We start from the raw sequence: 25,377 nt of genomic DNA on the forward strand, positions 1-25,377 counted from the left end.
GGTTAATAATAAGGAATAAGCATTAAAGGAGCCTTAAGAAATGAGTATATTAGAGCCATCATCTATAATCCCTGTAAAAGAGCTGTCGCCGGAGTATGATCCGTGGGACCCGATTACTTCACTCCGCGAATACGGGCAGCATGTACTGACCAGTGTAGAGATGACGGTCACGAATCTGTGCAATATGCGCTGCGAGCATTGCGCCGTCGGCGATAGTCTCACGATGAAAGAGGGAGAGCTGCTGCCTTTGACCCAGATGCTGAAGCGTCTGGAGGAGGTAGAGCACCTGCAGACCATCAGCATTACGGGCGGGGAGCCGATGTTCCGTGCAGGAACGGTGGAGAATACTATCGTACCGCTGCTGAAATATGCACGGGAGCGGGGTATCCGTTCACAGATCAACTCGAACCTGACCATGCCATATTCCCGTTATGAGCAGCTGCTCCCTTACCTGGACGTTATGCATATCTCGTTCAACTATGTGAACGGCGATGACTTCCACGAGGTGGGCTTCGCGAACAGCGGTCACCCGGTCTCGAAGGAGGCCGCCTATCGGCTGTATGACACGATGCTGGAGAATTCCCGCCAGCTGAGCAGCGATGGAATGCTGATCTCTGCCGAGTCGATGATCAACTACCGTACACACACCAAGCTTCCCGAGATTCACCGGCTGATTGGGGACATGGGGGCAAGACGTCATGAGGTACACCCGATGTACGCCTCCAGCTTCGCTTCGAAGCTGCCTGTGCTGTCGCTCCGGGAGATGAATACTGCGATTCATTCCCTCCTGGATCATCGTGACCCGGAGATGTGGATGCTGTTCGGCACGCTGCCGTTCTTCGCCTGCAGCTTCCTGGAGGAAGACCAGCAGCTGCTGAGCAGACTGCGCAGCGAGAAGAATGTAACGCTGCGTAATGATCCGGACGGAAGAAACCGGGTTAATGTGAACCTGTTCACGGGCGACGTCTTTGTAACGGACTTTGCCGATATATCCGCGTTTGGCAATATCAGCAGCGCGAAGCTGGATGATATTTTCACCGAGTGGCAGACTAAGCATCCCTTGAATCAGCAAGTGAATTGTTACTGCGATGCCGCAGGCTGCTGCGGGCCTAACCTGCTCGTGGCCGATATGTATTATCCCGGGGTCGATTTCAAAACCAGAAAAGCGATCACCTTGTAGAAATGGGGCGTTATTATAGTGCATACGGAATTTGACATAGGAAGATTAGTGCTTAATCTTTTGCTCGTTCTGGTGCTCGTATTATTAAATGGTATCTTCGTTGCGGCGGAATTCTCACTGGTCAAGGTCAGACAATCCCGTCTGACCCAGCTGGTCAGCGAAGGCAACAAAATGGCCGGATATGCGCTGAAGGTCAACAAGCGGCTGGATTCGTATCTCTCAGCCACCCAGTTCGGGATTACACTTGCTTCTCTTGGACTCGGCTGGGTCGGGGAACCGGCGATCTCGGAACTCCTGGTGGAGCCTCTGATGTACCAGATCGGTGTTACTGACCAAACGTTAATCTCTACGGTATCTGTGATCGTCGGCTTCTCCATTATTACCTTCTTACATATTGTGCTGGGGGAACTGGCACCGAAATCGCTGGCTATCCAAAAAACAGAAGGCTCGGCACTGCTGTTGTCCGCTCCGCTGATGTTCTTCTATAATCTGTTTCTGCCCTTCATTTGGGTGCTGAATGCGTCAGCGAACGCTCTGCTGAGACTGTTCGGCGTAGAGCCGGCCAGTGAAGCTGAGGCTGCCCATTCAGAGGAGGAAATCCGCATTCTGATGAATCAGAGCGCGAAGAGCGGGGTGATCGATCAGGATGAAATGAAGCTGATGGACAACATCTTCGAATTCTCGGACCTGCTTGCCCGTGAGGTGATGCTGCCGCGTACCGATATGGATGTACTATACAGCAATCTTCCGCTGGAGGAGAACATGCGGATCATTACGGAAACGAAGCATTCGCGTTATCCGGTGGCCTTAGAAGATAAGGACCGGATTATCGGCTTCATCCATATCACGGATCTGCTGTTCGCCCCACCTGAGCAGCAAAATGATCTGGCTTCCCTGGTCCGGCCGATTCTGAATGTACCGGAATCGATGGAGATTAGCCATGCGCTGCGACTGATGCAGAAGAACAAGGCCCAGTTGACGCTGGTAGTCGACGAGTACGGCGGAACTGCGGGGCTGCTGACCGCTGAAGAGATCCTGGAGGAGATCGTCGGCGATCTGCATGACGAGTTCGAGGATGAACGTCCCAGCGTGGAGCGTAACGGGGATTACATCTCCGTGGAGGGCCGGATGCTGATTGAAGACGTCAACGATCTCACGGGCGTTGTAATTGAGGATGACGAGGTGGATTCCATCGGCGGCTGGCTGTTCAAGGAGCTGGAGGGCAATCCGTCCAAGGGCAAGAAAGTTGTAGTTGGCGATGTCACCTTCGAGGTGGAGGAGTCCACCCGGCTGCGGATCACCCGGATCAACATCCACCGCGAGCCTTCTCCAGAGCCTGAAGAGGATGCGGAAGGTTGGGAAGAAGATAAAGAGTAAGCGGAGTTATTCCGCGCTCTTTTGTTATAACATCTTTGTGAAGTATTTTGGAGACTCTGAGAAACCTTGCCGATTATAGAACCGATGTGCGTCAACCCTCCGGGAATGGCAATGTACCTGGATTCTGTCGCAGTTTCTCTTTTTAGCTGCCTGGCTTGCGTATTCTTCAACTTCACGTCCAATGCCTGTACTTCTTGTTGTTGAATCAACAACAAGATAACTAATGCAAGCAATGTCCCCTGGAAGAGCTAGCTGGGGAATATAATGCAACGAAATGCAAGCTACAACTCGTCCCTCATCTTCATATACCATTAGCTCTTCGTCAGGATGAGCGATTAACTTTTCTATATTGCCTTTAATAAAAGAGCCGGTATTAGGATATCCCAACAGGTCAAGTAAAGAGGATATTTCCTTCCAATCATCGGCGGTTGCTTGTCTAATCATTGCGTACACTCCTCCATGCAAGAGATATTGAAACAACATCAACAATATCCCCTGAGAAAGAGTGTGTCCAGAACCACAATCAGGTCAATTTTATCGTCGGCTGGTACTTGATAAGGAGCAGGCAGGAGAGATGTGTTCTTACCCGTGATGTGATGCGCTTTAAATGAGGTAAGTTAATACCCAGTGGAAAGCTCCGCCTGCAGCCGAAGAGGATACAGAGGACGCGGAGGAAGAGAGAGTATGCTGAAGAGCCGCCGGAATAGCGGCTACCTTTACAACAGGGTACATCAAGCAGCCATGACAGGGCTGCTGATGTACCTTGTTTTTTTGCGCAGGGGTTCTTTTCCCTTCAGGAGCGGTCATAAGTTAGTTACGAAGGTAACTGTCAAAGATCTGGAAGCATGAAGGTATGCTCTCAACAATTAAGAGGAGGAATGATCATTGAACTCCCAGGATCGTGTATGGACACCGTACAGGGGACCGTTTGATCCTTGTCCGCCGGTGCCGTTCAAGACGTATGTTGTGCCGCCGAATCAATTCGTCACGTTTCAGCCCCCGAATCTGCCGCAGTTCTCCCTGCCGGAGGCGCTTAAGCATGGAACGTTATGGCCATCGCTATACAGCCCTTATGAGTCCAAGTTCAAAGGAGGGAAGTAGGCTATGGAAGCTAATCCTTGTGAGCCCCGTTATTACGAGATGCTGGAGCAGCTGCAGGTCCTTGATTTTGCACTCGTCGAGCTGAATCTGTTCCTGGATACTCATCCGGAGGATGTGAAGGCGATTGAGCAGTTCAATCAGCTGACCTATGAGCGCACCAAGCTGGCGAACCAGTTCCAGGAGCTATACGGACCTCTGCAGAATTTCGGCCGTGCCTATTCTAAGGCTCCATGGCAATGGATCGAGAGTCCCTGGCCTTGGCAAGTCTAAGACATGAAGCCGGAAATGAAATAGCCTTAAGGAGGGGGAAGTTCACGAATGTGGATCTATGAGAAAAAGCTGCAATACCCGGTGCGTGTCGGCAAATGTGATGTGCGGATGGCCCGGTATCTGATGGAGCAATACGGCGGTGCGGACGGCGAGCTGGCTGCGGCGCTGCGCTATATGAACCAGCGGTATGCTATACCCGATAAGGTAATTGGGGTACTAACGGATATTTCCACCGAGGAATTTGCCCATTTGGAAATGATTGCCACAATGATCTACAAGCTGACCAAGGATGCCTCGGTGCAGGAGCTGGAAGCCGCAGGCTTAGGCCCGAACTATGCGCAGCGGGATCATGCGCTGTTCTACAACAACTCTGCCGGTGTTCCGTTCACAGCCGCCTACATTGCGGCCAAAGGCGATCCGATCGCTGACCTGTATGAGGACATCGCCGCAGAGGAGAAGGCCCGGGCTACATACCAGTGGCTGATTGACATGACCGACGATGTGGATCTGCAGGACAGCCTCAAGTTCCTGCGCGAGCGGGAGATCATTCATGCGATCCGGTTCAAGGAATCGGTGCAGATTTTGATCGAGGAGAAGGATAAGAAGCGGGTGTTCTGAGCGTTGATGCTACTGAAGTAGGTTATCCACAGGTCAGTTCGTCCACTTAACTATGAATAGATACTCTTGAAACACATGAAGAAATCGTTCTATTGGTAAAATGGAGATACCAGTCATCGTCATCCATTTTATAAAGAACGGTTTCTTTATGCATTCTGAAGTCTGGACAGCCTATATTCGAGTTTAAGGGATGGTTGTATAGCCTGATAAAGAATTTTGTGGTAGTGTTATTTGATATTAACCTTAGGAGGAAAAATATTGAATTTCAAAAGAGTTTATACAGTCTGGACAGTCATTCTTCTGCTGTTTGCACTGCCTGGCTGCGGTAATAATGAAGCCGTTAGTATGGAGCCGGATACATTCTCCAAACAGGACATGGCCATCTTCAAGGCAGATAATAGCAAGGAAAGGGTTAGCTATGGTATGAGCCGCAAGGCCGCAGAGAAGGTGCTGGGGAAGGGTACGGTAGGCCTGCCTAATTCGTATTCTTATGAATTCGGAGTGAGTGTAATCTATCGAGATAATAAGGTCGTCTCCATGGCGATGGCGGGAGAACCGCAGGGGGTCTACCGGACCGCTAGGGGAGCAGAATTAGGGATGAGTAAGACAAGGATTAAAGAGCTGTATGGAACGAAAGCTGCCATAGAGAATGACAAATATATGGATTATTACTACAACTCCGAATCAGGACAGTTGTATGAAAGGGCAGTTAAGGAATGGAACTCGCTCACCGGAGATGCGCTCAGGGACATACAGATGCTTTCGACATTGTATGATGAAGCAGGGAATGCCAGGATAATCATACTGATGGACGGGCAGGTAGCTAACACTGCGCAATAATCTGTGAGTGTTCTTCCATAGCTCTGGAACAGCATTCCTGCATTGTTAATATTGTTTCGCTATATAGTAGGTATAACCCGAAGTGTTACATAGAACTGTACATAACGCCTCCATGACCAGTGAAACTGGCGGAGGCGTTTTGCCGTAAATCCAATACCATAAGAAGGGAATGTGAGATTTTGCTGTCTAGATTGAACTCATTGCAGAGAAGATAAAACAAGAACGTATGTACCTTTTGTTATGTCGAATTCCACTAAAATGGAATAAACTCACAAGAGACAAGCAGGATATAACAGGAGGCGACTAAAATACCCTTACCGCATGATGAGGCTTTTAAGAAGCTGCTGGAGACGTTCTTTCAGGAATTTATTGAGTTGTTTTTCCTGAGCTGGATTCCATGCTGGACTACAGTGAGACCCGGTTTCTGATGCAGGAATTACTCGTGGACATTGTTGGCGAGGAAGCGCGGGAGCTGGATCTGCTGCTGGAAATCCGCTACAAAGGATGTGAACTCTTTTGGTATGTTTTCATGCGTTTTTCTGAAATAACCATTAATAACCAGAATATCAAAGGAAATGATAGTATGACTTCGTTGGGGGAGTGTACAAGGGCCTAGAGGTATCCATATGTAAAATTATGTATAATTTTGAGCGTTGAGGAAACCTGCGTTTAGACTTACACTAAATATGTAAATAAATACCAAATAATCAGATGGAGGAAGGCGATCAAGGCGGCTGAGTCGATCAAGCTAATCAAACTGATTAAGCCGATCTAAGCCGTAATGCATACTCTCTCATACATCGTGATAAATACCCGCATGTAAGTCCAATACCATCAGAAAGGAATGTGAAATTTTGTGAACAGAGTTGCATTGGTAAGTCCCTTACGGACTGCAGTTGGTTCGTTTAACAACGGACTTTCGACACTTAGTGCTACAGAATTAGGAGCAAATGTGATGACGGCCTGCCTTCAGCAAAGCCATGTAGAACCTGCGTTAGTGGAGCAGATCTATCTGGGCAATGTCCTTCAGGCGGGAGAGGGCCAGAATCCTGCCAGACAGGCGGCGCTGCAAGCCGGTTTCCCGATTGAAGTCCCTGCAACAACTATTAACACCGTTTGCGGTTCTGGGCTTCATGCCGTCGCTTTAGCTTACAACTCTATTCGGGCTGAACAAGGGAGTATCCTCATGGCCGGAGGGATGGAGAGTATGTCGAATGCCCCTTATGTCCTGAGAAATGCAAGAAACGGCTATAAACTTGGGAACAGCGAGCTGGTAGATACCGTGGTGTCTGACGGCCTGACCTGTCCGATCAATAAATATCATATGGGTATTACTGCCGAGAACATTGCTGAGAAATATCATATTTCACGATTGGAGCAAGATGAATTTGCTTATGACAGCCAGATCAAGGCCGCCGAAGCTAAACGGAACCAGGTTTTTGCCGAGCAGATTGTGCCCGTGATGACCACCACTAGAAAGGAAAGCGTATGGTTCTCGGAGGACGAGCATGTAAGAGGAGAGGTCAGCATAGAAAAGCTTGCTCATCTAAAGCCAGCTTTTAAGGAAAACGGGTCGGTTACTGCTGGGAATGCCTCGGGGATCAATGATGGAGCGGCTGCTGTGCTGGTCATGTCGGAAGACAAATGCAAGGAGCATGAGGTAGAGCCTTTAGCTTATATTAGGGGGTATTCACTGGTGGGCGTAGACCCTGCGTATATGGGGATGGGTCCGGTAAGGGCCATTAAGTCGCTGCTTAAGAACCAGAACATTCCTCTTGAGGCCATCGATTTGTTCGAGATTAATGAAGCCTTTGCGGCACAGGCCATCGCGGTATTGCATGAGCTTGAGATTAACCCGGAGAAGGTGAATGTTAACGGCGGCGCGATAGCGATTGGACATCCTGTCGGGGCCAGCGGAGCCAGGGTACTCGTTACGCTGGTCCATGAAATGGTCCGAAGCTCTAAACATTACGGTATAGCCAGCTTGTGCATCGGAACGGGGATGGGCATTGCCATGCTGGTTGAGAACGCACGTTATTAACACAATTCTGACAGAAAGGGAGTTTAAGATCATTATGAATGCAAAAGAGGTGCTATCGCTGCAATCCATGCCTGCGGCTAGTCCGGGTTACGGGCGTCCGCCCTACCGCTTCATTGACCGTGAATTTATGGTCATCACTTATGAATCCGACCCTGCGGCGATCAGACAGGCGGTCCCGGAACCCTTGCAGCCGGATGGCAGTAACACCGTGTCTTATGAATGGATCAAGATGCCTGATTCGTCGGGCCTGGGAAGCTATGAGGAGAGCGGGATCGTGATTCCGTGTACCTTTCAGGGGGAGCCCTGCAATTTTGTAGCCCAGATGTATCTGGATAATGCGCCTGCCATTCTGGGAGGACGGGAAATCTGGGGGTTCCCCAAAAAGTGGGCCTCTCCCCGCCTGACCGTTGCAGGCACAGAGACGCTGACCGGCACGCTGCACTATAACGATGTCCTGGTGGCCGTGGGAACGATGCCTTATAAGCATAACCTGCTGGATACAGAGGACACTGCTAGAGCTATCGCCAAAACCCAAGTGAATCTGAAGCTGATTCCCGATGTGGATGGGACCCCTAAGATTGCGCAGCTGGTTGCCTACACTCTTGAAGATGTTCACGTAAAGGGCGCTTGGACCGGGCCGGCCCGCTTAAGCCTGATTCCTCATGTGAGTGCCCCTGTGGCCGATTTACCGGTGAAGACGTATCACGGGGGAAAGCATTTTATTGCCGATCTAACGCTGCCTTATGGGAAAGTCATTCATGATTATCTCCAATAACCAGCTTGTCTCCAAATAATGAACAAGGAGCCTGAAATCTATGATAAACAAATTAATCTCCGCCGAAGACGCCGTGAAGAGGGTGAAGGATGGAGATACCGTGATGGTTGGCGGTTTTCTGGCTGGAGGCCACCCCGAAGAGCTGGTGCGTGCGCTTGTCGAGACGCAGTCAGCCAGTCAGCTCTCGCTAATTTCCAATGATACCGGCACCCCGGAATTATCGATCTATAAGCTGGTTAAAAGCGGCCGGGTCAAGCGCATCTATGCCTCCTACATCGGCTCCAATCCAGAGACCGGAAGACTGCTAATGACTAAGGAAGCCGAGGTGAATCTTTTTCCGCAGGGCACGTTAGCTGAGAAAATCCGGGCCGGAGGAGCGGGGCTGGGCGGTGTGTTAACTCCTGTAGGAGTAGGAACGATTGTCGAGGAAGGCAAAAGAAAGCTTGATATCGACGGGAGGGAGTATCTGCTAGAGCTGCCTCTCCATGCAAATGTGGCACTGATCCGGGCCCATAAGGCGGACGAGGCGGGGAATCTTGTGATTGACGGCTCTTCCCGGAACTTCAATTTCGTGATGGCGATGGCGGCGGATTATGTAGTAGCTGAGGTAGATACTTATGTTAAGCTCGGGGAGATTGATCCCAATCATGTCAACGTCCCTGGAATTTTGATTGATGCTATTGTAAAGGTGGGGAATACGCATGAATAACCGGGAATTTATTGTGAGAAGAATCGCCCAGGAGTTCAAAGACGGTGATGTAGTGAATCTGGGGATCGGGATGCCGACCCTGGCAGTAGACTATATTCCTGATCATGTCCAGATTATGCTACAGGCGGAGAACGGAATTCTCGGGGTAGGCCCCAAGGCGGCGAAGTCTGAGGAAAACATCGACTGTATCGATTCTGGCGGCAGCTTCGTGACCACGATGGCCGGCGCCTGCTATTTTGACAGCGCGGTCTCCTTCTCAATCATCCGTGGAGGGCATGTGGATATTACCGTGCTGGGTGCGCTTGAAGTCGATGAGCAGGGCAATCTGGCAAGCTGGATGATTCCGGGGAAAAAGGTGCCGGGCATGGGCGGCGCTATGGATCTGGTAGTTGGGGCCAAGCGGGTCATTATCGCTATGGATCATGTAAGCAAGGACGGGCAGCCGAAAATAGTCAAAGCCTGCAAGCTGCCCCTGACAGCGGTGCATGTCGTAAATACGATTGTCACTGAAATGGCGGTCATTGAGGTGATCCCGGACCAAGGGCTGATGCTGATGGAAATCGCACCGGGTCTGACTGTAGAAGAGGTTCAGCAGGCAACGGGGGCCGAGCTATGGATCTCCCCGGCCCTGAAGGCGATTGCTGTTGCTGTCTAATACAATAAAATTTAATATGCTTACATTGTGATGATTCTACGAACATATTACGCCGTTATGCTGACTACTAGAACAGACAACAAGGAGCGTGAAAGTTCGTGAGTAATTATCCATTTGTAAAGAAAGTATGGAGCGGAATCTTGGCTATGACGGTTCTGCTTCCCACCCTTACCCCAGCTCTATCTCCGTTACCGACTGCCTTTGGGGAGGCAGCGGAGACCAGCGGGGTCGTGAAGGTTGAGGATTTTGAACAGGTGAGCTTAGCGGACTTAACCTTTGATAGTGCCCGCATTCATAGCGGCAGTCTGGCGCTGGAGTCGAACCCGAAATACGTACATAGCGGAGCGAAGTCCTTGCGGATTGATTATGATTTCATTGGCATAACCGATAACCCCTCTCAGGTTGCCGTTGGGCCAGCAACTCAGCTAGCGCTGACTAACCGAACCCCTAAAAGAATCGGGATGTGGGTATATGCCAATCAGGAAGGTCATGGTCTTACCTCCAAGTTCTACGTTTCTTCCACCGGCAAATCCAAAACGTATGAAATCAGGAGTGAAGAGACCGGGATAGACTGGAGCGGGTGGAAGTATGTTGAGGCGGATATAGGTTCAGACCTGACCATGCCGGGTACCCTGGCCTTCTACTTCCAGATGAAAGAACGACAAATGAGCAAAAAGAATAAAGGCTCCATTTGGATTGATGACGTCAGGCTGATCTATGATGAGCCCATTAATGAAGATATGGATGTGCCTGTGTTAACTCCGGCGGCACCGGCTCCTAATCAAACCTTGAGCGCTCCTGTCTCTGATCTTATTCTATCAGCGAAGGATGCCAAGTCGGGCATTGATCCGGATTCCATCCGGTTAACGGTGGATGGTCAGGCTGTGGCATCGTCAACGTATGCCTATGATCTGAATCTTCAGCAGATTACCTATCACCCGGAGCTTCCGCTGGCCGGAGGTTATCATCAGGTGCTCGCAGAAGTGAAGGATAGGGCCGGCAATCCAGCAGCGGCCGAATATGCTTTTCAGATTGAGCATGGGGCCAGATTTATCTTGGAAGCCCCGGAGGAGGCTGTTAGTAATGAGACCTACCGGCTGAAGCTGAAGGCGACGGACGTAGGCGAAGCCAAGAGCTTTCATGCCAGAATCAAGTTCGATCCAGAGACATTGCAGGCAAATGTGATTACTGCACGCTCCGGCCTCAGCCATGTGCAGACGACCCTCGATAATACAGGCGGCTATGTTGAAGTCAGTGCCGAGGGACTGCAAGGGGATCAGGCGGATGCGCTGGCAAGTATTGATTTTGAAGTGAACCGGTCTGCGAAAATGGAGCGCGGAGAGACAGCTAAGCAGATGACCATGGTGGAGGGCAGTTTCGGGTATGGAAGCGGAATGCCAGTTCCTTCCTTAGCCTCCCCTCTTCCTTATAAGATCGGGTTTCCTTACAAGATCAGCATCAAGGGATCAGCCCTGAACACGCAGAATATCATCACGGTTACCTCTCGCGCAGGAGCGCCGGTGGAAGGAGCCGGGATTGATTTTACCGATACCAGCGGTCCTCAGACTTATGTGCATGTAACCGCCGATGGGTCCAAAGTATATGCCAAAGCCGATTCAGCGTCCGCAGTGCTCCTTAATGTTGAGAAAAACGCGCGGATGTTCGCCACAGCAGGCAGTGCCTCCGGATTCATCAAGGTGTATTTGCCGGATGGCAGCAAGGCGGGTTACATCTCATCCACAGATGTGGAGCAGAGTGATCTTAGCACAGGAATAGGCTTGACCAATGCCTTGGGAGAGATCCATACGTCCCTGACGAACCTTGCCATTGGCACCTGGAGCGTGCAGGCTGTCAAGGATGGCGGGACAAGCGAGAGTATCAGTATGAATGTTGTAGCTCCATTTGGCGGGGAAGATCCGCAATATGTGCAGACCTTTGTTACCGAAGATATGAAGACGATGCTGAGTGTAGGGTGGCAGAGCGCGCCAACCGTTCAAGAAGCTTACATCCAGTATATGAAAGATAGTGATTGGGTGGATAGTGACCTGGCGAATGCTCCGGCAAAAGCAGCCATGCAGCGTGCGCTCTCCGAGGTGGAGGTCATTCCTGAGGTTGCAGGCGGACCTATGGGCGAAATCAAGTTTCATAACGCATTAGTCACGGGTCTTGAGCCGGGTACGGGCTATCATTACAGAGTTGGCTACGATGGCCATTGGAGCGATTGGAACAATTATAAGACGGTGGAGGCTGCGCCGGACAAGCCTGTTTCCTTTGTATTTGTAACCGATTCGCATACCAAAGGGGACAATGGGCTGGAGACCTATCAGCAATTGATCAAGAATGCGTTCACCAATTATCCGGGTACCCAGTTCGTTATGCATGGCGGTGATATGGTCGATGACGGGGCGGTTTTGAATGAATGGAGCCAGTTCTGGCAAGCCTCGTCGATCTATTCCTCCTCTGTTCCTTCCGCGTATGCCATGGGGAATCATGATGTAAAAGGGGGAGGGAAGTACATTTTCGCCAAAGCCTTGGGGCTTCCTGTTAACGGACCTGAGCTCCAGAAGGAGTATGCCTATTCGTTCGATTCAGGAGAGGTGCATTTCATTGTACTGAACTCAGAAGCAGACGAAGTCACGATGGGCAAGCAAGCGGAGTGGCTGCGGGAGGATCTACTAACCAGCAACAAAAAATGGAAAGTTGTCATGTTCCACAAACCTGCCTATCATACCGAAGATGGACGCGGCGATCTGATTGAATACACGCAGACTTATTTTGCCCCTATTCTCGAAGAATTGAAGGTCGATCTGGTGCTGGAAGGCCATGACCATGTATATGCTCGGACCTATCCGATGAGCAAAGGCAAGCCACTGCCAAGCGGAGAGCAAGGAACGGTCTATCTGGACGGCGGAGCGTCTGGCTGGAAGTTCTACGATGGAAGCAAATACGAGTATCTGGATTTCATGTTTGACGAGGATGTTCCGGTCTATTCTGCCATTCAGGTGAGCCATGACAAGATCGTAATCCAAGCCCGCACTACGCAAAGCGCAGAATTAATTGACAACTATACGATTGTGAAAAAAGATGAGCGGACGCTAACCTCCGTGGCCGTAGCCCCGGCCGAATTGAAGCTGAATGTTGGTGATAAGCACGCAACGGTGCTTACAGCTACCTATAGCGATAACTCCACGGCCGATGTCACGAACCAAGCCATATGGACATCTTCTAATGAACAGTCAGCTACAGTAGACGCCCAGGGCATCATTCATGCCGTTGAAGTGGGCGAGGCGACCATCCAGGCGAATTACGGCAACCTGCCGCCGGTGAAGTTATCGGTAACTGTTCAGACAGAAGGTACGCTGCCTAAGCTACTGAAGCTGGCCGCCGATCCTGGTACACACACCTTGCAGGTGAACAAACAAGCGGCTTCCGTGATTACAGCGGTATATGACAATGGAGTAAGTACAGTGGTTACAGATCAGGTCCATTGGACGACCTCAGATCCTGGGGTCGCCTCGGTATCGGACAAGGGGATCATTACGGGTGTTGCAGCGGGGGATGGAGTAACGATTACAGCTTCCTTCGGCGGCTTAACCGTTGCGATTCCCATCGTGGTTGAGGGAGGAAAGGCACCGGTGGTAACGCCAACGCCGACAGCAACACCAACACCAACGCCACAAACGGGAGTAACACCGGCAGCAACGCCAACACCAAAGCCGGCGGTAACAACGCCAGCAACGCCAGCATCAACATCGTCACCAACAGCAACACCGACAGCGAAACCGACACCAGCTATAACTGCCGGTCCTATGAAGCCAACCGTAACGAGGCCTGTGCTTAAAGATGGATTGGACTTAGATACGCTTAAATCTATAGTTGCAAAAGGCCAGACAGCGGCTATTGTTTCATTCAAGGATGTGCCTTCCACGCTGTGGAGTGCCTCGTTCATTGAACGCGCAGCCCGCATGGGGATGATAACGGGTTATGCAGATGGTTCGTTCCATCCTGAAGCCAAAGTAACACGCGCTGAGTTTGCTGTAATGCTCACAAAAGCCTTTGGCTTAACCGGCTCACAGGGGAACGGATTCTCCGATACGCAGGGGCATTGGGCTTCGAAGGCACTTGCGGCGCTTCAAGAGCATGGAGTCATTCAGGGCTACGCCGATGGTTCCTTCCACCCTAAGCAGGAGATCACCCGTGCGGAAGCTGTGACTATGCTGGCGCGTCTTACGAGCTATGTTCCCGGCACGGCGGCACTATTCTCTGACCTCCCGGGAAGCTGGGCGGCAGAGCCAATTAATGCCTTCGCTAATGCGGGAATTGTCTCTGGGAAAGGCAACGGCGCCTTTAAACCGAAGGAATCTGCTTCCCGTGCTGAAGCTGTAGTGATGATCATCCGGCTCATGGATAAGCTTGTTGAAGCGGATAAGGAGTAGGTTAGATAGATAAAGCTAATGCTTCTGATCAGACAAGGGCAGCCATTTAATCGGGCTGCTCTTTTTTTAACGGACGAAACAAGAACGCATGTGCGTTTTATTATACCGAATTCCATTTAATTGGAATATACTCACAACAAACAAGCTGTACATAACAGGAGGCGACTAAAATACCCATACCGCATGATGAGGCTTTTAAGAAGCTGCTAGAGACGTTCTTTCAGGAATTTATTGAGTTGTTTTTTCCTGAGCTTGATGCAATGCTGGACTATAGTGAAACCCGGTTTCTGATGCAGGAATTGCTGGTTGATATTGTTGGCGAGGAAGCGCGGGAGCTGGATCTGCTGCTGGAAATCCGCTACAAAGGACTGGACGGTTATATTCTAATTCATCTAGAGCCGCAGTCGTATCGGGATAACCGGTTTCATGAACGGATGTTTATCTATTTCAGCCGTCTGTTTGAGCGCTACCGCAAAGAGCATAAGCTGATTATTCCGATTGCCATCTTCACTTCAGATGAGATCAGAGAAGAGCAGGACACCTTGGAGATGGTTATTCCTGAGCACCAGATTTTGCGCTTCCAGTTTCTAAAGGTGGAATTGCGTAAGCAGAACTGGCGAAGATTTATTGATTCGGACAATGCAGTGGCTGCTGCGTTACTAGCCAAGATGGGGTATACTACAAGAGAAGCAAGAGAAGTGCGCCGGGAGTTCCTGCGCATGTTCATGAAGCTGAAGACACGACTTGATCAAGGTCGGCTGGCGCTTGTGATGTCAGTGGCAGATTTATATTTCAAGCCGGACCGGGCCCAGGATGAAGAGATCATAAAAGAATTAATGATACAATACCCGGAGGAGGGTGAAGCGATTATGGAACTCATGCCAGCCTGGAAGCGTTGGGGATATGAAGAGGGTATAGCTGAAGGAATAGAAAAAGGGATAGAACAAGGAATAGAACAAGGAATAGAGCAAGGAATAGAACAAGGCCAGGCGGAGATTATCCGTAAATTACTGCTTCACGGATTTACCCCGGAAGAGGTATCCAAAGCGTTGGAGTTACCGGTGGAAAAGATTAAGAAGCTGATGTAAGCAGGCTTTCCCTAAATAACGTATACGCACACAGAGAGACCGTCTACCCTAAGATGGTCTCTTTGGTGCGATTCTTTTTTTATTCGATAAAGCTCTTCGTCGCCTCATACATTTGGGCTGCATATTCGTCAATCTGGTCCCGTGACATGCGCAGACGGTCCACAGAAGTGCCGTATCCGATCTCTTGGAGTCCCTCAGCGAGTCCCTGGAAAATCCCGTCCGTGAACGCAGCTAACGGCTCGCCATGTACATGCAGCCCTGTTCCGCCGAGATCTGTATTTACGGCCGGCGGTGCCACCTCAAGCTTCGCCAATGGAATAATAGTTCATCTGGAGACCTCCAAGTGATTATTTAGGTGTCGACAGTTATAGGATACGACTTAAACCATGGTTTAAGTCAACCTCATTTTCTGGAGTCTGTTAAAATATGGTTTCCGGCAGGTTTGCCATTTTGCTATAGTATAAGAATGCGTTTACAATAAATTGGAAAGATCCAAAAATAGGAGGACTACCAAATGACCAAGACTAATTTCGCAGCATACCAGTGGATGAATGAAGGGACGATCCGGTTTGAGGAAGATACAGTGATTATGAGTGCGCCTGCAAAAAGCGATTTTTTCTGCAATAACGGGGCAGTTGCGGAAGAAGGGCTGACGCCTGAGAATCTGACTAATGCGCCGTTCTTCTATACTGAAGTATCCGGGGATTTCGTGCTGCGGGTGAAGGTGAGTCATGACTTCCGGGACACGTACGATTCTTCTTCCATTATGATGATGCAGGATCTGTCGGTCTGGGCGAAGGCCTGCTTTGAGCTGACAGATTTCGATACCCATGCGGTGGTCAGCGTAGTTACGAACCAGACCTCGGATGACGCGAATGGCTGCAATATTGAGGGCAATGAGGTATGGCTGCAGGCCGCAAGGTCCGGGAATGCTTTTGCTTTTCATTATTCGACGGATGGCGTACAGTTTGATATGATGCGTTTCTTTACCCTTCCGGTGGGAGATACGGTCAAGGTCGGATTGTTAGCGCAAGCCCCTACCGGCGATGGCGGGGATAGAATATACAAGGATTTCTCACTGGAACAGCGGACGGTGAAAAATATAAGAGCCGGCGTCTAGCCGGCTTAGTTTGAACGCTTGGCCTGTCGGGGCCAGATGAAATAAGTAACAGTGATGATCAGGTCAATACCGACCACCACGGACCATACGGTCAGGATACTTAACAGGGCTTCCGTACGGGCGGCGTCGTCAATCCACATTATGAGACCATAGAGAATACCGGCAGCGAGCACAAAAGAGAGCAAATGCTTCACCCAGCCCTGAAAATAATGCTTGGCATGGTCCATGCCGTAACGCTTGGCCGGCTTCGCTCCTTGCTTGGTAACATAGTAGCGAAAGCGTTCGTCGGCCCAGGCGATCATGCTTTTACCGAATACAATGGACACGGAGATATACACAGCTGCAAGCGCATGTGCTGTCGTAGCGGTAGCACCTTGTGCCAAATCCACGCCGGAGATCATCAACAGAAGGATATCGAGGACCGGAGTCATCGCCAGCAAAATCAGCCCCAGTGTTGGCCGCTTGAAGATATAACGCGCTGTAAAGCCTGCAAGAATAACCACCCAGAACAATACCTCACAGGTAACAATCGCCCATGCAACCAGATTCATATCGCACCCCTTGTTATAGTTGATAGTAAGTATAGCTTAGTCGAAGTATATCAGCGGATTTTAAATAATACAACCGTATTATTTAAATTGTGCTTATCAATTCCGGTATGCTACAATATGGTCATGCCAAAAATTGTAGATCATTCCGAACGAAAATCGAATATTGCCGAAGCCACCTGGCGGGTCATTATCCGGCAGGGAATCAAAGGGGCTACAGTGCGTAATATTGCTGCCGAGGCGGGTGTATCCTTGGGTGCGCTGCGCCATTATTTCTCTACCCAGCAGGAATTGCTGGAGTTTGCTATGAATCTGGTGAAGGAGCGCGTAACAGCGAGAATTGTGTACATTATGCAGTCGGAGCTTCCTCCACGGGAGCAGATCTTGCAGGTGCTGCTCGAGCTGCTTCCTACGGACGACAGCAGCATGGCTGAGATGGAGGTATGGTTCGCATTTACCTTCCATCTCAAGACTGGCGGGGAGAGAGCTACTGAGCTTAATGATGCGATCTATCCGCTGATTGTCCAAATTATTGACTATCTGGATCATCATGCGCTCTTCAAGCCGGGGCTGGACAAGGGCGATGAAGCCGAGCGGCTATATGCCCTGATTGATGGCCTGGCTCTTCATGCCATGCTTGAGCCTGACCGGATGAATAAACAACGTGTGATCCGTGTGCTGAATGTTCATCTGGAATCTATCTGCAGAAGTGGAGCGGAACGGTAGAGCCGTCCGCTCCGCTTTCTATTTCTACCAAATTGTTCTAGAATGAATAGGTGCATATAGCAACCGGTTGGCGGGACCCGCCGGATTCAGAGAGGAGCAAGGGATTAATGAAATACCGCAGATTAGGTGGGACCGGACTTAAGGTCAGTGAGATCAGCCTGGGAAGCTGGTTGACCTACGGAGGTTATGTAGAGCAGGACAATGCCGTTAAGGCCATTGAAACCGCTTACTCCCTGGGCATTAATTTTTTTGATACCGCGAATGTCTATGAGAAGGGGGCGGCGGAAAAGGTGCTGGGAGCCACCCTAAGCAGCTATCCGCGCGAATCCTATGTCCTGGCGACCAAGGTATTCGGGGTAATGGGTGACGGGCCCAATGACCGGGGCCTGTCCCGTAAGCATATTACCGAGCAATGCCATGCCAGCCTGAAGCGGCTGGGCGCTGAATATGTGGATCTGCTCTACTGTCACCGGTATGATCCGGAGACCCCGATCGAAGAGACGCTGCGGGCACTGGATGATCTGGTCCGTCAGGGCAAGGTGATGTATGTGGGAGTCAGTGAATGGACAGCGGCGCAGATGACCGAAGCTTTTGCGGTTGCCGACCGGTATCTGCTGGATCATATCGTGGTCAATCAGCCGGTCTATAATATGTTTGAACGTTATATCGAGAAGGAGATTATCCCGCTTGGGCTGCGCAAGGGAATCGGACAAGTCGTATTCTCCCCGCTCGCTCAAGGTCTGCTGACCGGCAAATACAGCTCGGTCTCCGATATTCCGGCAGACAGCCGGGCTGCCCGGCTCGACTGGATGCGTAAAGGAATTACGGAGGAGAAGATTACGAAGGTTCAGGAGCTGGGCAAGGTTGCCGCTGAACTGGATATCTCTGTAGGCAACCTGGCACTGGCCTGGATTCTGCGCCAGTCTAATGTATCCAGTGCCTTGGTGGGCGCGAGCCGCCCTGAGCAGGTGGAGGAGAATGTAAAGGCTTCCGGCATTGAGCTGAATGAGGATATACTGACACGAATTGATGAAATTATCGGTTAAGAGAGAGGGAGGATACAGATGAAGGTTCTATTTATCGGAGGAACGGGGCTTATTAGTCAGGCGGTTTCCCGGCTGGCAGTGGAACGGGGAATAGAACTGTATCTGTTCAACCGTGGAGAACGCAGCAGCTTCGTGCCGCAGGGTGCACAGGTGATACACGGTGATATCCGTGACAAGGAGCAGGCATCCGAAGCGCTGAAGGGGTATGACTTCGATGTTGTAGTCGACTGGATTGCCTTCACGCCAGAGCATGTGCAGACAGATATTGACCTGTTCACTGGCAAGACGCGGCAGTATATCTATATTAGCTCGGCTTCCGCTTACCAGAAGCCCCAGCGTAATTATCTGATTACCGAAGAGACTCCGCTGGTGAATCCCTACTGGCAGTATTCCCGGGACAAGATTGCTTCCGAGGAACTGCTTATGGAAGCGTACCAGAGCAGCGGCTTCCCGGTGACGATTGTCCGTCCCTCGCATACTTACGGAGATACAGCCATTCCGGCGGCGCTGACCAGCTGGAGCCATCCATGGTCCTTGGTGGAACGCATCCGCAAGGGACAGCCGCTCGTTATTCATGGCGATGGCACCTCTCTATGGACATTGACCCATAATACGGATTTTGCCAAAGGCTTCGTTGGTTTGCTGGGACTCCAGGAAGCGATTGGAGAAGCGGTTCATATTACCTCGGATGAGGTGCTGAACTGGAATCAGATCTATGCCGCCATCGGGGAGGCAGCCGGCCGTGAGCCGAAGGTTGTACACATGTCTACGGACTTCATTGCTGCGAATACTCCAGCGGGAACGGCGGACGGACTGGTCGGGGATCAGGCAGTCAGCAGTGTATTCGACAACAGCAAGATCAAACGTCTGGTGCCTGACTTCCAGGCCACCCTGCCGTTCGCGGAAGGCGTGAAGCGGTCGGTTGCCTGGTTCGAAGCCCAGCCGGAACGCTGCACCTCAGACCATGACTGGTCCAAGATGCTGGACGGATTGATCGCCAGGCACGGCGTCGATGCGAAGCTGCTTAGCTATTATGTATAAGTAGATTTTATAGATACAAGTCCTATAGATTACGCCGAGCAGGTGCTGTCCGTTAACGGATAGCGCCTGTTTTGCTTGCGAAGCCTTCCACCCTGAATATTAGGGATTGAGTAGGACGTTACGTCACAGTTTATAATAAAAAAACACGGTACTTATAAATCTAAAACGGTAATACATGGGGGGATTATATGGAGCTCACGGTGGGCAAATTCGCCAGCGCTGTTAATACGACGATAAGGACACTAAGACATTATGAGAAAATCGGGCTTCTTGTTCCCGGAAAGAAAAACGATGCCAATCAGAAAATTTATGCTAGAGATGATCTCAAGAAATTCTATAACATACAGTTGCTTAAGAGTATGGGCTGGCCGCTAACCGAAATCAAACAAATGCTTGAAGAGACCGTGTATTCTTTTGGAGAAATGGTGGAAATGCAGGAGGCTGTGCTTCTTGATAAGCGAAAAATAATAAACGAATCCTTGGACATGATAGCCCGAATCAAGAAGGTAATGAATGAAACGGGCGATTTGAGCAATGAAGATCTGATGTTGCTCATGAATGCGATCCGGTTAGAAGAAGATCAAAGAACGATTTTACAACAATACTTCCCTGCAACCACGGTAGATAAAATCATGCCCAAAAATAAACAGCAACAGATAGCATTCGATCGGTTAAACCGGAGGTTATTGTCTCTTTTTCAGACATCCATTGACAGCGGACTGCGTCCTGATAGTCAAGAAGTACAGCGGGAGTTACAGGAAGTATTAGCCCTTGTTCCGGTATCTATGAACGAGCTTTTTCATTCAGATCGGGGCTCCAACAAACCATCGGACATTTTAAGAGCTTTGTTGCCTGATGATATGGCTGAATTTTTTGCTGAAGCGGTTCATGTCTTTTATAACAACCAGTTTGAAGGAAGGGGGGAATAGAAATTGAGTGAATTAAGTACTCGGCAACATAATAAATGGCTGATCCAGATTGGGTTAGGTTTAGTGCCATTTCTGGTTTTAGGCGCAGCACTCATTGCAATTTTCCGGTGGGGTGAAATCATTCCCTATATCCAGTCCTTGTTTGTTCCCAGTGGGATGTCTTTTCTTGAAGTTACGTTGCTGGGTCTGTTCGTGGGTACGATTGTAGTGCTTATCTCAGTCGGTCTTATCATAACAACTAAAACGGTGCTTCCTCAGTCGGAAGGTACGGAGATTATACGTAATATCATGAGAACTCCAAGCGGCATTGCCGTCAGCTCACTGGGCGGAGGAATTGTAGAAGAATTTTTCTTCAGGGGCGTATTAATTGGACTGTTTACAGGTTATGGCTCTTTCCTTGATGGAGTTGTGATTGTCATAAGTACTTTTTTATTTTGGGTTATTCATATCCCACAGTATAAAGGGGTACATTTGGCTTACGCATTAGTATTCATTAATGGCCTGATATTTGCTTTATTGTTCTATTTTACGGATTCGTTGATTTCATCGATTATTGCCCATGCCATTTATAATCTGGGTATAGGAATCTACTTTATGAAGCTTACGAAATAATCCCCATGTCAGGCTGCTGCGAGGTTATAGCATGAAACCGGGATTCGTGAATATACTCTCACTACCGAAATCCCCACGAGTAAAGGAGTCCTGGCCATGCCGACACATCCTTACGTCTCCCGTTTTTTTGTGAATACCGATGCACGCCGTGACAAGCTGGTTTATGATTTGCCGGAAGCCTGGTGGAGCCGCCCGTATGAATACGAATGGTGTACGCATTTCATCTCACCGCATGATGTGGTACTGGACGCAGCCTGCGGAATCTCTCACCCGCTCAAATTCTATCTTGCCGAGCATAGCGCTGAGGTGTATGCCTGCGATAAGGATGCCCGGATTCTGTCGCATAAAGCGATAATGGAGAATATCACCGAGGATGCCGGAGCAACTGCAGCCCGCCAGGTGGAGGCCGGACCTGTGAACAGGCTGCATCTCGCCCAGGCTGATCTGACCTCACTGCCTTATGAGGATGAGAGCTTTGATACAGTTTTTTGTATCTCGGTGCTGGAGCATCTGTCTGTTCAGGAGGCGGTGCTGGCAGTCCGCGAATTCCATAGAACGCTTAACGGAGAAGGTCTGCTGGTGCTGACCTTTGACCATCCGACTGTCAACCTGCCACGGATGAACGAGATTCTGCTGCAGGCCGGATTCCAGTATTGGGGCGAGACGGACTTCAATCTTCCGGCAGATGCGGTGCGGACAGATCAGTGGGGCGGCCTGAGCTGCTTCCGGGCAGTGCTTAAAAAAGCTCAAATCTAGCAAAGTTCATCCATCATTTGGTTGTTTCCTTCCATTGTAGTAGAATAGCTTCAAGGGCATAAGAAAGAAGGAGACAATCTCATGGGGATGATCGGCAATTATCTGGCGGTACCTGCTGAATTACTTCAGTCGATCCGTGCGGAAGAAGTGAGCCTGCACGAAATTGGGCCTAAGCTGGATATTGATAAGTCCTGGCAAGCCCTGCACTATATACTGAATGGCGGACAGGAAGGCAATTCTTCGCCTCTGGGTGCTGTTGTTCCTCTGACCAGTCATTATATCGGGCACTTGTCCGATGCCGAGGTGTTCGCCCTGGAACCGGATGAGGTGAAGCTAACCGCAGAGGCTCTGGAGGAAATAGAAGAAGCCTGGCTCCGGGAACACTACCCGTTCCGGCAGATGATGGAGGAAGGAATCTATCCGTTGATGGATGATGATGAGGCGGATGAATTTTTTGATTATATCTATACTTATTTCGAGGCCATCCGGGAGTTCTATCAGCAGGCAAGTGCGAGCGCATCCTGCGTTGTGTTCTATATTTCCTAGCCACAGTCATTATTATATTACATTAGAAAAAGGGGCTAGAGAACTTTGCGCAGATATGCTGTTATATTCATAATTCTTCTTCTACTGGTCCCTGCCGCGGGGATAAGCGCCAAGGGGGCTGCCCCGCAGGAGGAGATCCGCCTTACGTTTGCCGGGGATATTCTGCTGGACGGCTTTGTCGGCGACCAGATTGCCAAGTATGGCGTTGATTTCCCGTTCGCCAAGGTAGCGCCGGTGCTGCAGAAGGCAGATATGGCTTTTGCCAATCTGGAGACTCCGGTCTCTGTGCGCGGGGCTGCGGCCAGTAAGACGTTCGCCTTCCGCTCCAAGCCGGCGGCCCTTGAGGGATTAAGCAAAGCGGGGATCGACGGCGTGACCGTAGCCAATAATCATATTCTGGATTACGGCCGGACCGCGATGCTGGATACGCTGATTCATCTGGATAAGAACAACATTGGGCACACCGGTGCGGGTGCCAATATCACTGAAGCGTTCAAACCGTATGTCAAGACCGTCAAGGGCAAGCGGATCGCCGTTCTGGGTACAAGCCGTGTGCTGTCAGATCCTTCGTGGTATGCAGGCAAGAACAGTCCGGGTGCAGCTTCCGCTTATACGGCAGAGCCGCTGATGAGTGCAATTAAGAAGTCTGCCAAGGATAATGATTATACGGTTGTATATATTCACTGGAATCAGGAATTCAAGGATTACCCGGAAGCGTATGCCCGGAAGCTGGCCAAGCAGATGATCGACAGCGGAGCAGATATCATCCTGGGTGCGCATAGTCATTGCCTGATGGGCATTGAATATTACAAGCATAAGCCGATCTATTATTCACTGGGCAATTTTGTGTTCAACCGTTCTACACGGGGCGGAGACAAGACCCTGCATTCCATGTTGGTTAATTTCACCATTATCCCGTCAGGGGTAACCAGCAGCATTACGCCGGTCAAAATCATTGGCGGCCAGCCGAATTTCATGGGGGATGCCTACAATAAAGAGACCATCAAGAAGCTGAACCAGCTCTCCTTCAATGCGAAGATTACAGCGGGCGGGGCAGTCAGCGAGAAACTGTGAAGTAAGCCTTAATGAATCGTTTTGTATGAGGCCATAACCTATAAGCCCGGGGAGCTGTTTCCTAATCCTCCCTGGGCTATTTGGCGTGTTCCTGGTATTATCATAAAGACCGTTTCGGAGTAGAATAGCTATAACGAATTCCATGCAGAGGATGTCCAGTGAATGATGCCCAAGCTTAAGAAGTACATGCCTTTCACCTATAAAATGATGATTCCTTATCTGCTGCTGGTTCTGCTTACGGATGTGTTCATCGGCTATATCTCCTATTCCATGCTGACCGATTCCCGGACAGAGATGGCCGAGTCCAACATCCGTACCGGCATGGAGCAGTCGAGGAACAATATCCGCTATCAGATGGACGAGATTCAGCGGATGTCGGACAACCTGTTCGGCAGCCAGCCATTCCAGCGTGCGCTTGAGCAGAAGGGGACGCCGTTTGAGATCTATCTGACGATGCTTGACGAGATTGTCCCCCAGATTACCGCGCCGCTGCAGCTGTTCGGGAACAAGATCCGCTTTATGCTCTACACCCCGAACGCTGATCTGAACATTGTGTCGGGCGATAATCTGGATGAGCCGATTATTACCAGCGATTACTACATTCTGCCGCTGGACGATATTACAGGCAGTTCATGGTACCGCTCACTGAAGGATTCCAAGCGTGATAATTTGTGGCTGCAGATTGATACGGACCAGAAGCTGGGCAATCTCTCGCATGTGCGCAGACTCGTCAACTTCAGTGACTACAAGTCGCTGATCGGGTATGTGCGGATTACGGTATCGCTGGAGGACCTGTTCGGCGGCTTCGATACCTTTCCGCTGGAGGAAGGAATTACGCTGCGGCTGGTGGAGGAGACCACCGGTGACGTTCTGTTCCAGCGGGGTCCGGCCAATAATAGCAGTGCAGAGGGGAGCTTCCTCAGGCTGCAGGAACCGATTCCGGGCAGTAACTTCATTATTGAAGCGATGGTTCCGCATAAATATCTCACCCAGGATGCCGGACGCCTGCGCCGTGTGATTATCGCGGTCTGCAGTCTTAGCTTCCTGGTCATGACCCTGATCGGGTATGTGGTGGCACGGATATCGGGCCGCAAAATGAGCCGGATCGTAGGCCTGGTGCGCTCCTTCCAGGACGGGAACTTCCAGAAGCGTATCCGCTTCTCCGGCAATGATGAATTCGTGCAGATCGCGGATTCCTTCAATGATATGGCCTCCAACATCCAGGGGCTGATCAACAGCGTGTATGTGCAGGGAATCCAGAAGAAGCAGGCGGAGCTGGAAGCCCTGCAGGCACAGATCAATCCGCATTTTCTCTATAATACACTGTCTACGATCAGCAGCCTGGCTAATCTCGGTGAGATTGGTAAAGTTACGGAGATGGTCCAGGGGCTGTCCCGGTTCTACCGGCTGACGCTCAATCAGGGCAATGTCTATATTGAACTGGAAAAGGAGCTGGATCAGGTGGCTACGTATCTGGAGATCCAGCGGGTCAAATATGCAGATGCCTTCACGCTGCACGTGGATGTGGACGAGGAGATTCTGCATATGCAGGTGATTAAGCTGCTGCTTCAGCCTTTTGTGGAGAATATATTCAAGCATGCCTGGTTCGGTGAGACCATTGCCATCCGGCTGACCGGCAAGCGGGTAGGGGACAATATTGAACTTAAGGTAATCGATAACGGGATCGGCATGCGCCCTGAGGTGGTCAAGCGTATGATGCAGGGGCCGAGCCAGTCAGGCGGGTACGGTGTGAAAAATGTGGACGAGCGGATTAAGCTCAGATACGGCGATGCGTACGGAGTGACAATTGCCAGCTTCTACGGTGGCGGCACAACCGTGCGGCTGCTGCTCCCCGCTGGGCTCCAGGGCGATGAGGAGCTGTAAACCAA

Annotated in this window: 25 protein-coding genes and 1 pseudogene; 23 read left to right on the forward strand and 3 right to left on the reverse strand. The window is 50.4% G+C overall.

Features of this window, described 5'->3' with window-relative positions; genetic code table 11:
- Nucleotides 1–40 precede the first annotated feature (40 nt).
- On the forward strand, nucleotides 41–1,180 hold the full coding sequence (yfkAB, locus tag MKZ07_RS00380; RefSeq protein ID WP_036692815.1) for a radical SAM/CxCxxxxC motif protein YfkAB: 1,140 nt from the start codon (nucleotides 41–43) through the stop codon (nucleotides 1,178–1,180).
- 18 nt (nucleotides 1,181–1,198) lie between these two features.
- Nucleotides 1,199–2,557, forward strand: coding sequence for a hemolysin family protein (locus tag MKZ07_RS00385; RefSeq protein WP_036692817.1), 1,359 nt, complete (start codon nucleotides 1,199–1,201; stop codon nucleotides 2,555–2,557).
- Nucleotides 2,558–2,581: 24 nt separating this feature from the next.
- On the opposite strand, the gene MKZ07_RS00390 is transcribed toward MKZ07_RS00385, so the two are convergent.
- Nucleotides 2,582–3,001 carry a GNAT family N-acetyltransferase gene (locus MKZ07_RS00390; RefSeq protein WP_036692940.1) on the reverse strand — a complete coding sequence of 140 codons (420 nt, stop codon included), beginning with the start codon at nucleotides 2,999–3,001 and terminating at the stop codon, nucleotides 2,582–2,584.
- Between the two features lie 441 nt (nucleotides 3,002–3,442).
- Between MKZ07_RS00390 and MKZ07_RS00395 the strand changes: the two genes are divergently transcribed.
- From MKZ07_RS00395 to MKZ07_RS00445, 11 genes are all read left to right on the forward strand, one after another.
- Nucleotides 3,443–3,658 (forward strand): spore coat associated protein CotJA, encoded by a 216-nt coding sequence (locus MKZ07_RS00395; RefSeq protein ID WP_036692819.1) that lies wholly within the window; start codon nucleotides 3,443–3,445, stop codon nucleotides 3,656–3,658.
- A gap of 3 nt (nucleotides 3,659–3,661) precedes the next feature.
- Nucleotides 3,662–3,928: a spore coat protein CotJB gene (locus MKZ07_RS00400; RefSeq protein ID WP_036692822.1), complete on the forward strand. Its 267-nt coding sequence runs from the start codon at nucleotides 3,662–3,664 to the stop codon at nucleotides 3,926–3,928.
- A gap of 48 nt (nucleotides 3,929–3,976) precedes the next feature.
- Nucleotides 3,977–4,546 carry a manganese catalase family protein gene (locus MKZ07_RS00405; protein ID WP_036692823.1) on the forward strand — a complete coding sequence of 190 codons (570 nt, stop codon included), beginning with the start codon at nucleotides 3,977–3,979 and terminating at the stop codon, nucleotides 4,544–4,546.
- A gap of 258 nt (nucleotides 4,547–4,804) precedes the next feature.
- Nucleotides 4,805–5,386, forward strand: a complete 582-nt coding sequence (locus tag MKZ07_RS00410) for a hypothetical protein (RefSeq protein ID WP_036692825.1) — start codon at nucleotides 4,805–4,807, stop codon at nucleotides 5,384–5,386.
- A 397-nt stretch (nucleotides 5,387–5,783) separates the two neighbouring features.
- Nucleotides 5,784–6,002, forward strand: a complete 219-nt coding sequence (locus MKZ07_RS00415; RefSeq protein ID WP_036692827.1) for a hypothetical protein — start codon at nucleotides 5,784–5,786, stop codon at nucleotides 6,000–6,002.
- A 240-nt stretch (nucleotides 6,003–6,242) separates the two neighbouring features.
- The gene (locus MKZ07_RS00420; protein ID WP_036692828.1) at nucleotides 6,243–7,427 is read left to right on the forward strand and encodes an acetyl-CoA C-acetyltransferase; all 1,185 of its coding nucleotides are present in this window, start codon (nucleotides 6,243–6,245) and stop codon (nucleotides 7,425–7,427) included.
- Between the two features lie 34 nt (nucleotides 7,428–7,461).
- The gene (locus MKZ07_RS00425; RefSeq protein ID WP_036692830.1) at nucleotides 7,462–8,202 is read left to right on the forward strand and encodes an acetoacetate decarboxylase; all 741 of its coding nucleotides are present in this window, start codon (nucleotides 7,462–7,464) and stop codon (nucleotides 8,200–8,202) included.
- 40 nt (nucleotides 8,203–8,242) lie between these two features.
- A complete protein-coding gene (locus MKZ07_RS00430) occupies nucleotides 8,243–8,911 on the forward strand; it encodes a CoA transferase subunit A (protein ID WP_036692833.1) in 669 nt (222 codons plus the stop codon).
- Complete coding sequence (locus MKZ07_RS00435) at nucleotides 8,904–9,566, forward strand: 3-oxoacid CoA-transferase subunit B (protein ID WP_036692836.1); 663 nt, start codon at nucleotides 8,904–8,906, stop codon at nucleotides 9,564–9,566. Before MKZ07_RS00430 ends, MKZ07_RS00435 begins: the two co-directional genes overlap by 8 nt.
- A gap of 98 nt (nucleotides 9,567–9,664) precedes the next feature.
- The gene (locus MKZ07_RS00440; RefSeq protein ID WP_341023970.1) at nucleotides 9,665–14,002 is read left to right on the forward strand and encodes an S-layer homology domain-containing protein; all 4,338 of its coding nucleotides are present in this window, start codon (nucleotides 9,665–9,667) and stop codon (nucleotides 14,000–14,002) included.
- A gap of 176 nt (nucleotides 14,003–14,178) precedes the next feature.
- Nucleotides 14,179–15,090: an Rpn family recombination-promoting nuclease/putative transposase gene (locus MKZ07_RS00445; RefSeq protein ID WP_256706354.1), complete on the forward strand. Its 912-nt coding sequence runs from the start codon at nucleotides 14,179–14,181 to the stop codon at nucleotides 15,088–15,090.
- A gap of 79 nt (nucleotides 15,091–15,169) precedes the next feature.
- On the opposite strand, the pseudogene MKZ07_RS00450 reads toward MKZ07_RS00445, so the two are convergent.
- Nucleotides 15,170–15,394, reverse strand: a pseudogene (locus MKZ07_RS00450) (short-chain dehydrogenase); the annotation flags it as partial.
- Between the two features lie 210 nt (nucleotides 15,395–15,604).
- On the opposite strand from MKZ07_RS00450, the gene MKZ07_RS00455 reads away from it, so the two are divergent.
- The gene (locus tag MKZ07_RS00455; RefSeq protein WP_036692846.1) at nucleotides 15,605–16,210 is read left to right on the forward strand and encodes a DUF1349 domain-containing protein; all 606 of its coding nucleotides are present in this window, start codon (nucleotides 15,605–15,607) and stop codon (nucleotides 16,208–16,210) included.
- 5 nt (nucleotides 16,211–16,215) lie between these two features.
- Here the strand turns inward: MKZ07_RS00455 and MKZ07_RS00460 are convergent, their stop codons facing one another.
- A complete protein-coding gene (locus MKZ07_RS00460) occupies nucleotides 16,216–16,761 on the reverse strand; it encodes a hypothetical protein (RefSeq protein WP_036692848.1) in 546 nt (181 codons plus the stop codon).
- A 123-nt stretch (nucleotides 16,762–16,884) separates the two neighbouring features.
- On the opposite strand from MKZ07_RS00460, the gene MKZ07_RS00465 reads away from it, so the two are divergent.
- The 9 genes from MKZ07_RS00465 to MKZ07_RS00505 all read left to right on the forward strand — a co-directional run bounded on the left by MKZ07_RS00465 (nucleotide 16,885) and on the right by MKZ07_RS00505 (nucleotide 25,372).
- Nucleotides 16,885–17,484, forward strand: a complete 600-nt coding sequence (locus MKZ07_RS00465) for a TetR/AcrR family transcriptional regulator (RefSeq protein ID WP_036692942.1) — start codon at nucleotides 16,885–16,887, stop codon at nucleotides 17,482–17,484.
- Nucleotides 17,485–17,591: 107 nt separating this feature from the next.
- A complete protein-coding gene (locus MKZ07_RS00470; RefSeq protein ID WP_036692849.1) occupies nucleotides 17,592–18,530 on the forward strand; it encodes an aldo/keto reductase family protein in 939 nt (312 codons plus the stop codon).
- Nucleotides 18,531–18,548: 18 nt separating this feature from the next.
- Nucleotides 18,549–19,571 (forward strand): SDR family oxidoreductase, encoded by a 1,023-nt coding sequence (locus MKZ07_RS00475; RefSeq protein WP_036692853.1) that lies wholly within the window; start codon nucleotides 18,549–18,551, stop codon nucleotides 19,569–19,571.
- 188 nt (nucleotides 19,572–19,759) lie between these two features.
- Complete coding sequence (locus MKZ07_RS00480; protein ID WP_036692855.1) at nucleotides 19,760–20,500, forward strand: MerR family transcriptional regulator; 741 nt, start codon at nucleotides 19,760–19,762, stop codon at nucleotides 20,498–20,500.
- Nucleotides 20,501–20,503: 3 nt separating this feature from the next.
- Nucleotides 20,504–21,112, forward strand: a complete 609-nt coding sequence (locus MKZ07_RS00485; RefSeq protein ID WP_036692857.1) for a CPBP family intramembrane glutamic endopeptidase — start codon at nucleotides 20,504–20,506, stop codon at nucleotides 21,110–21,112.
- Nucleotides 21,113–21,208: 96 nt separating this feature from the next.
- The gene (locus tag MKZ07_RS00490; protein WP_036692859.1) at nucleotides 21,209–21,868 is read left to right on the forward strand and encodes a class I SAM-dependent methyltransferase; all 660 of its coding nucleotides are present in this window, start codon (nucleotides 21,209–21,211) and stop codon (nucleotides 21,866–21,868) included.
- Between the two features lie 81 nt (nucleotides 21,869–21,949).
- On the forward strand, nucleotides 21,950–22,414 hold the full coding sequence (locus MKZ07_RS00495; RefSeq protein WP_036692861.1) for a DUF1877 family protein: 465 nt from the start codon (nucleotides 21,950–21,952) through the stop codon (nucleotides 22,412–22,414).
- An 84-nt stretch (nucleotides 22,415–22,498) separates the two neighbouring features.
- Nucleotides 22,499–23,488, forward strand: coding sequence for a CapA family protein (locus tag MKZ07_RS00500; RefSeq protein ID WP_442792422.1), 990 nt, complete (start codon nucleotides 22,499–22,501; stop codon nucleotides 23,486–23,488).
- Nucleotides 23,489–23,650: 162 nt separating this feature from the next.
- Nucleotides 23,651–25,372 carry a sensor histidine kinase gene (locus tag MKZ07_RS00505; protein ID WP_036692865.1) on the forward strand — a complete coding sequence of 574 codons (1,722 nt, stop codon included), beginning with the start codon at nucleotides 23,651–23,653 and terminating at the stop codon, nucleotides 25,370–25,372.
- Nucleotides 25,373–25,377 lie beyond the last annotated feature (5 nt).

Origin of the sequence: Paenibacillus sp. FSL P4-0338 (assembly GCF_038002365.1) — a bacterium.
Taxonomy (GTDB): Bacteria; Bacillota; Bacilli; order Paenibacillales; family Paenibacillaceae; genus Paenibacillus_AQ.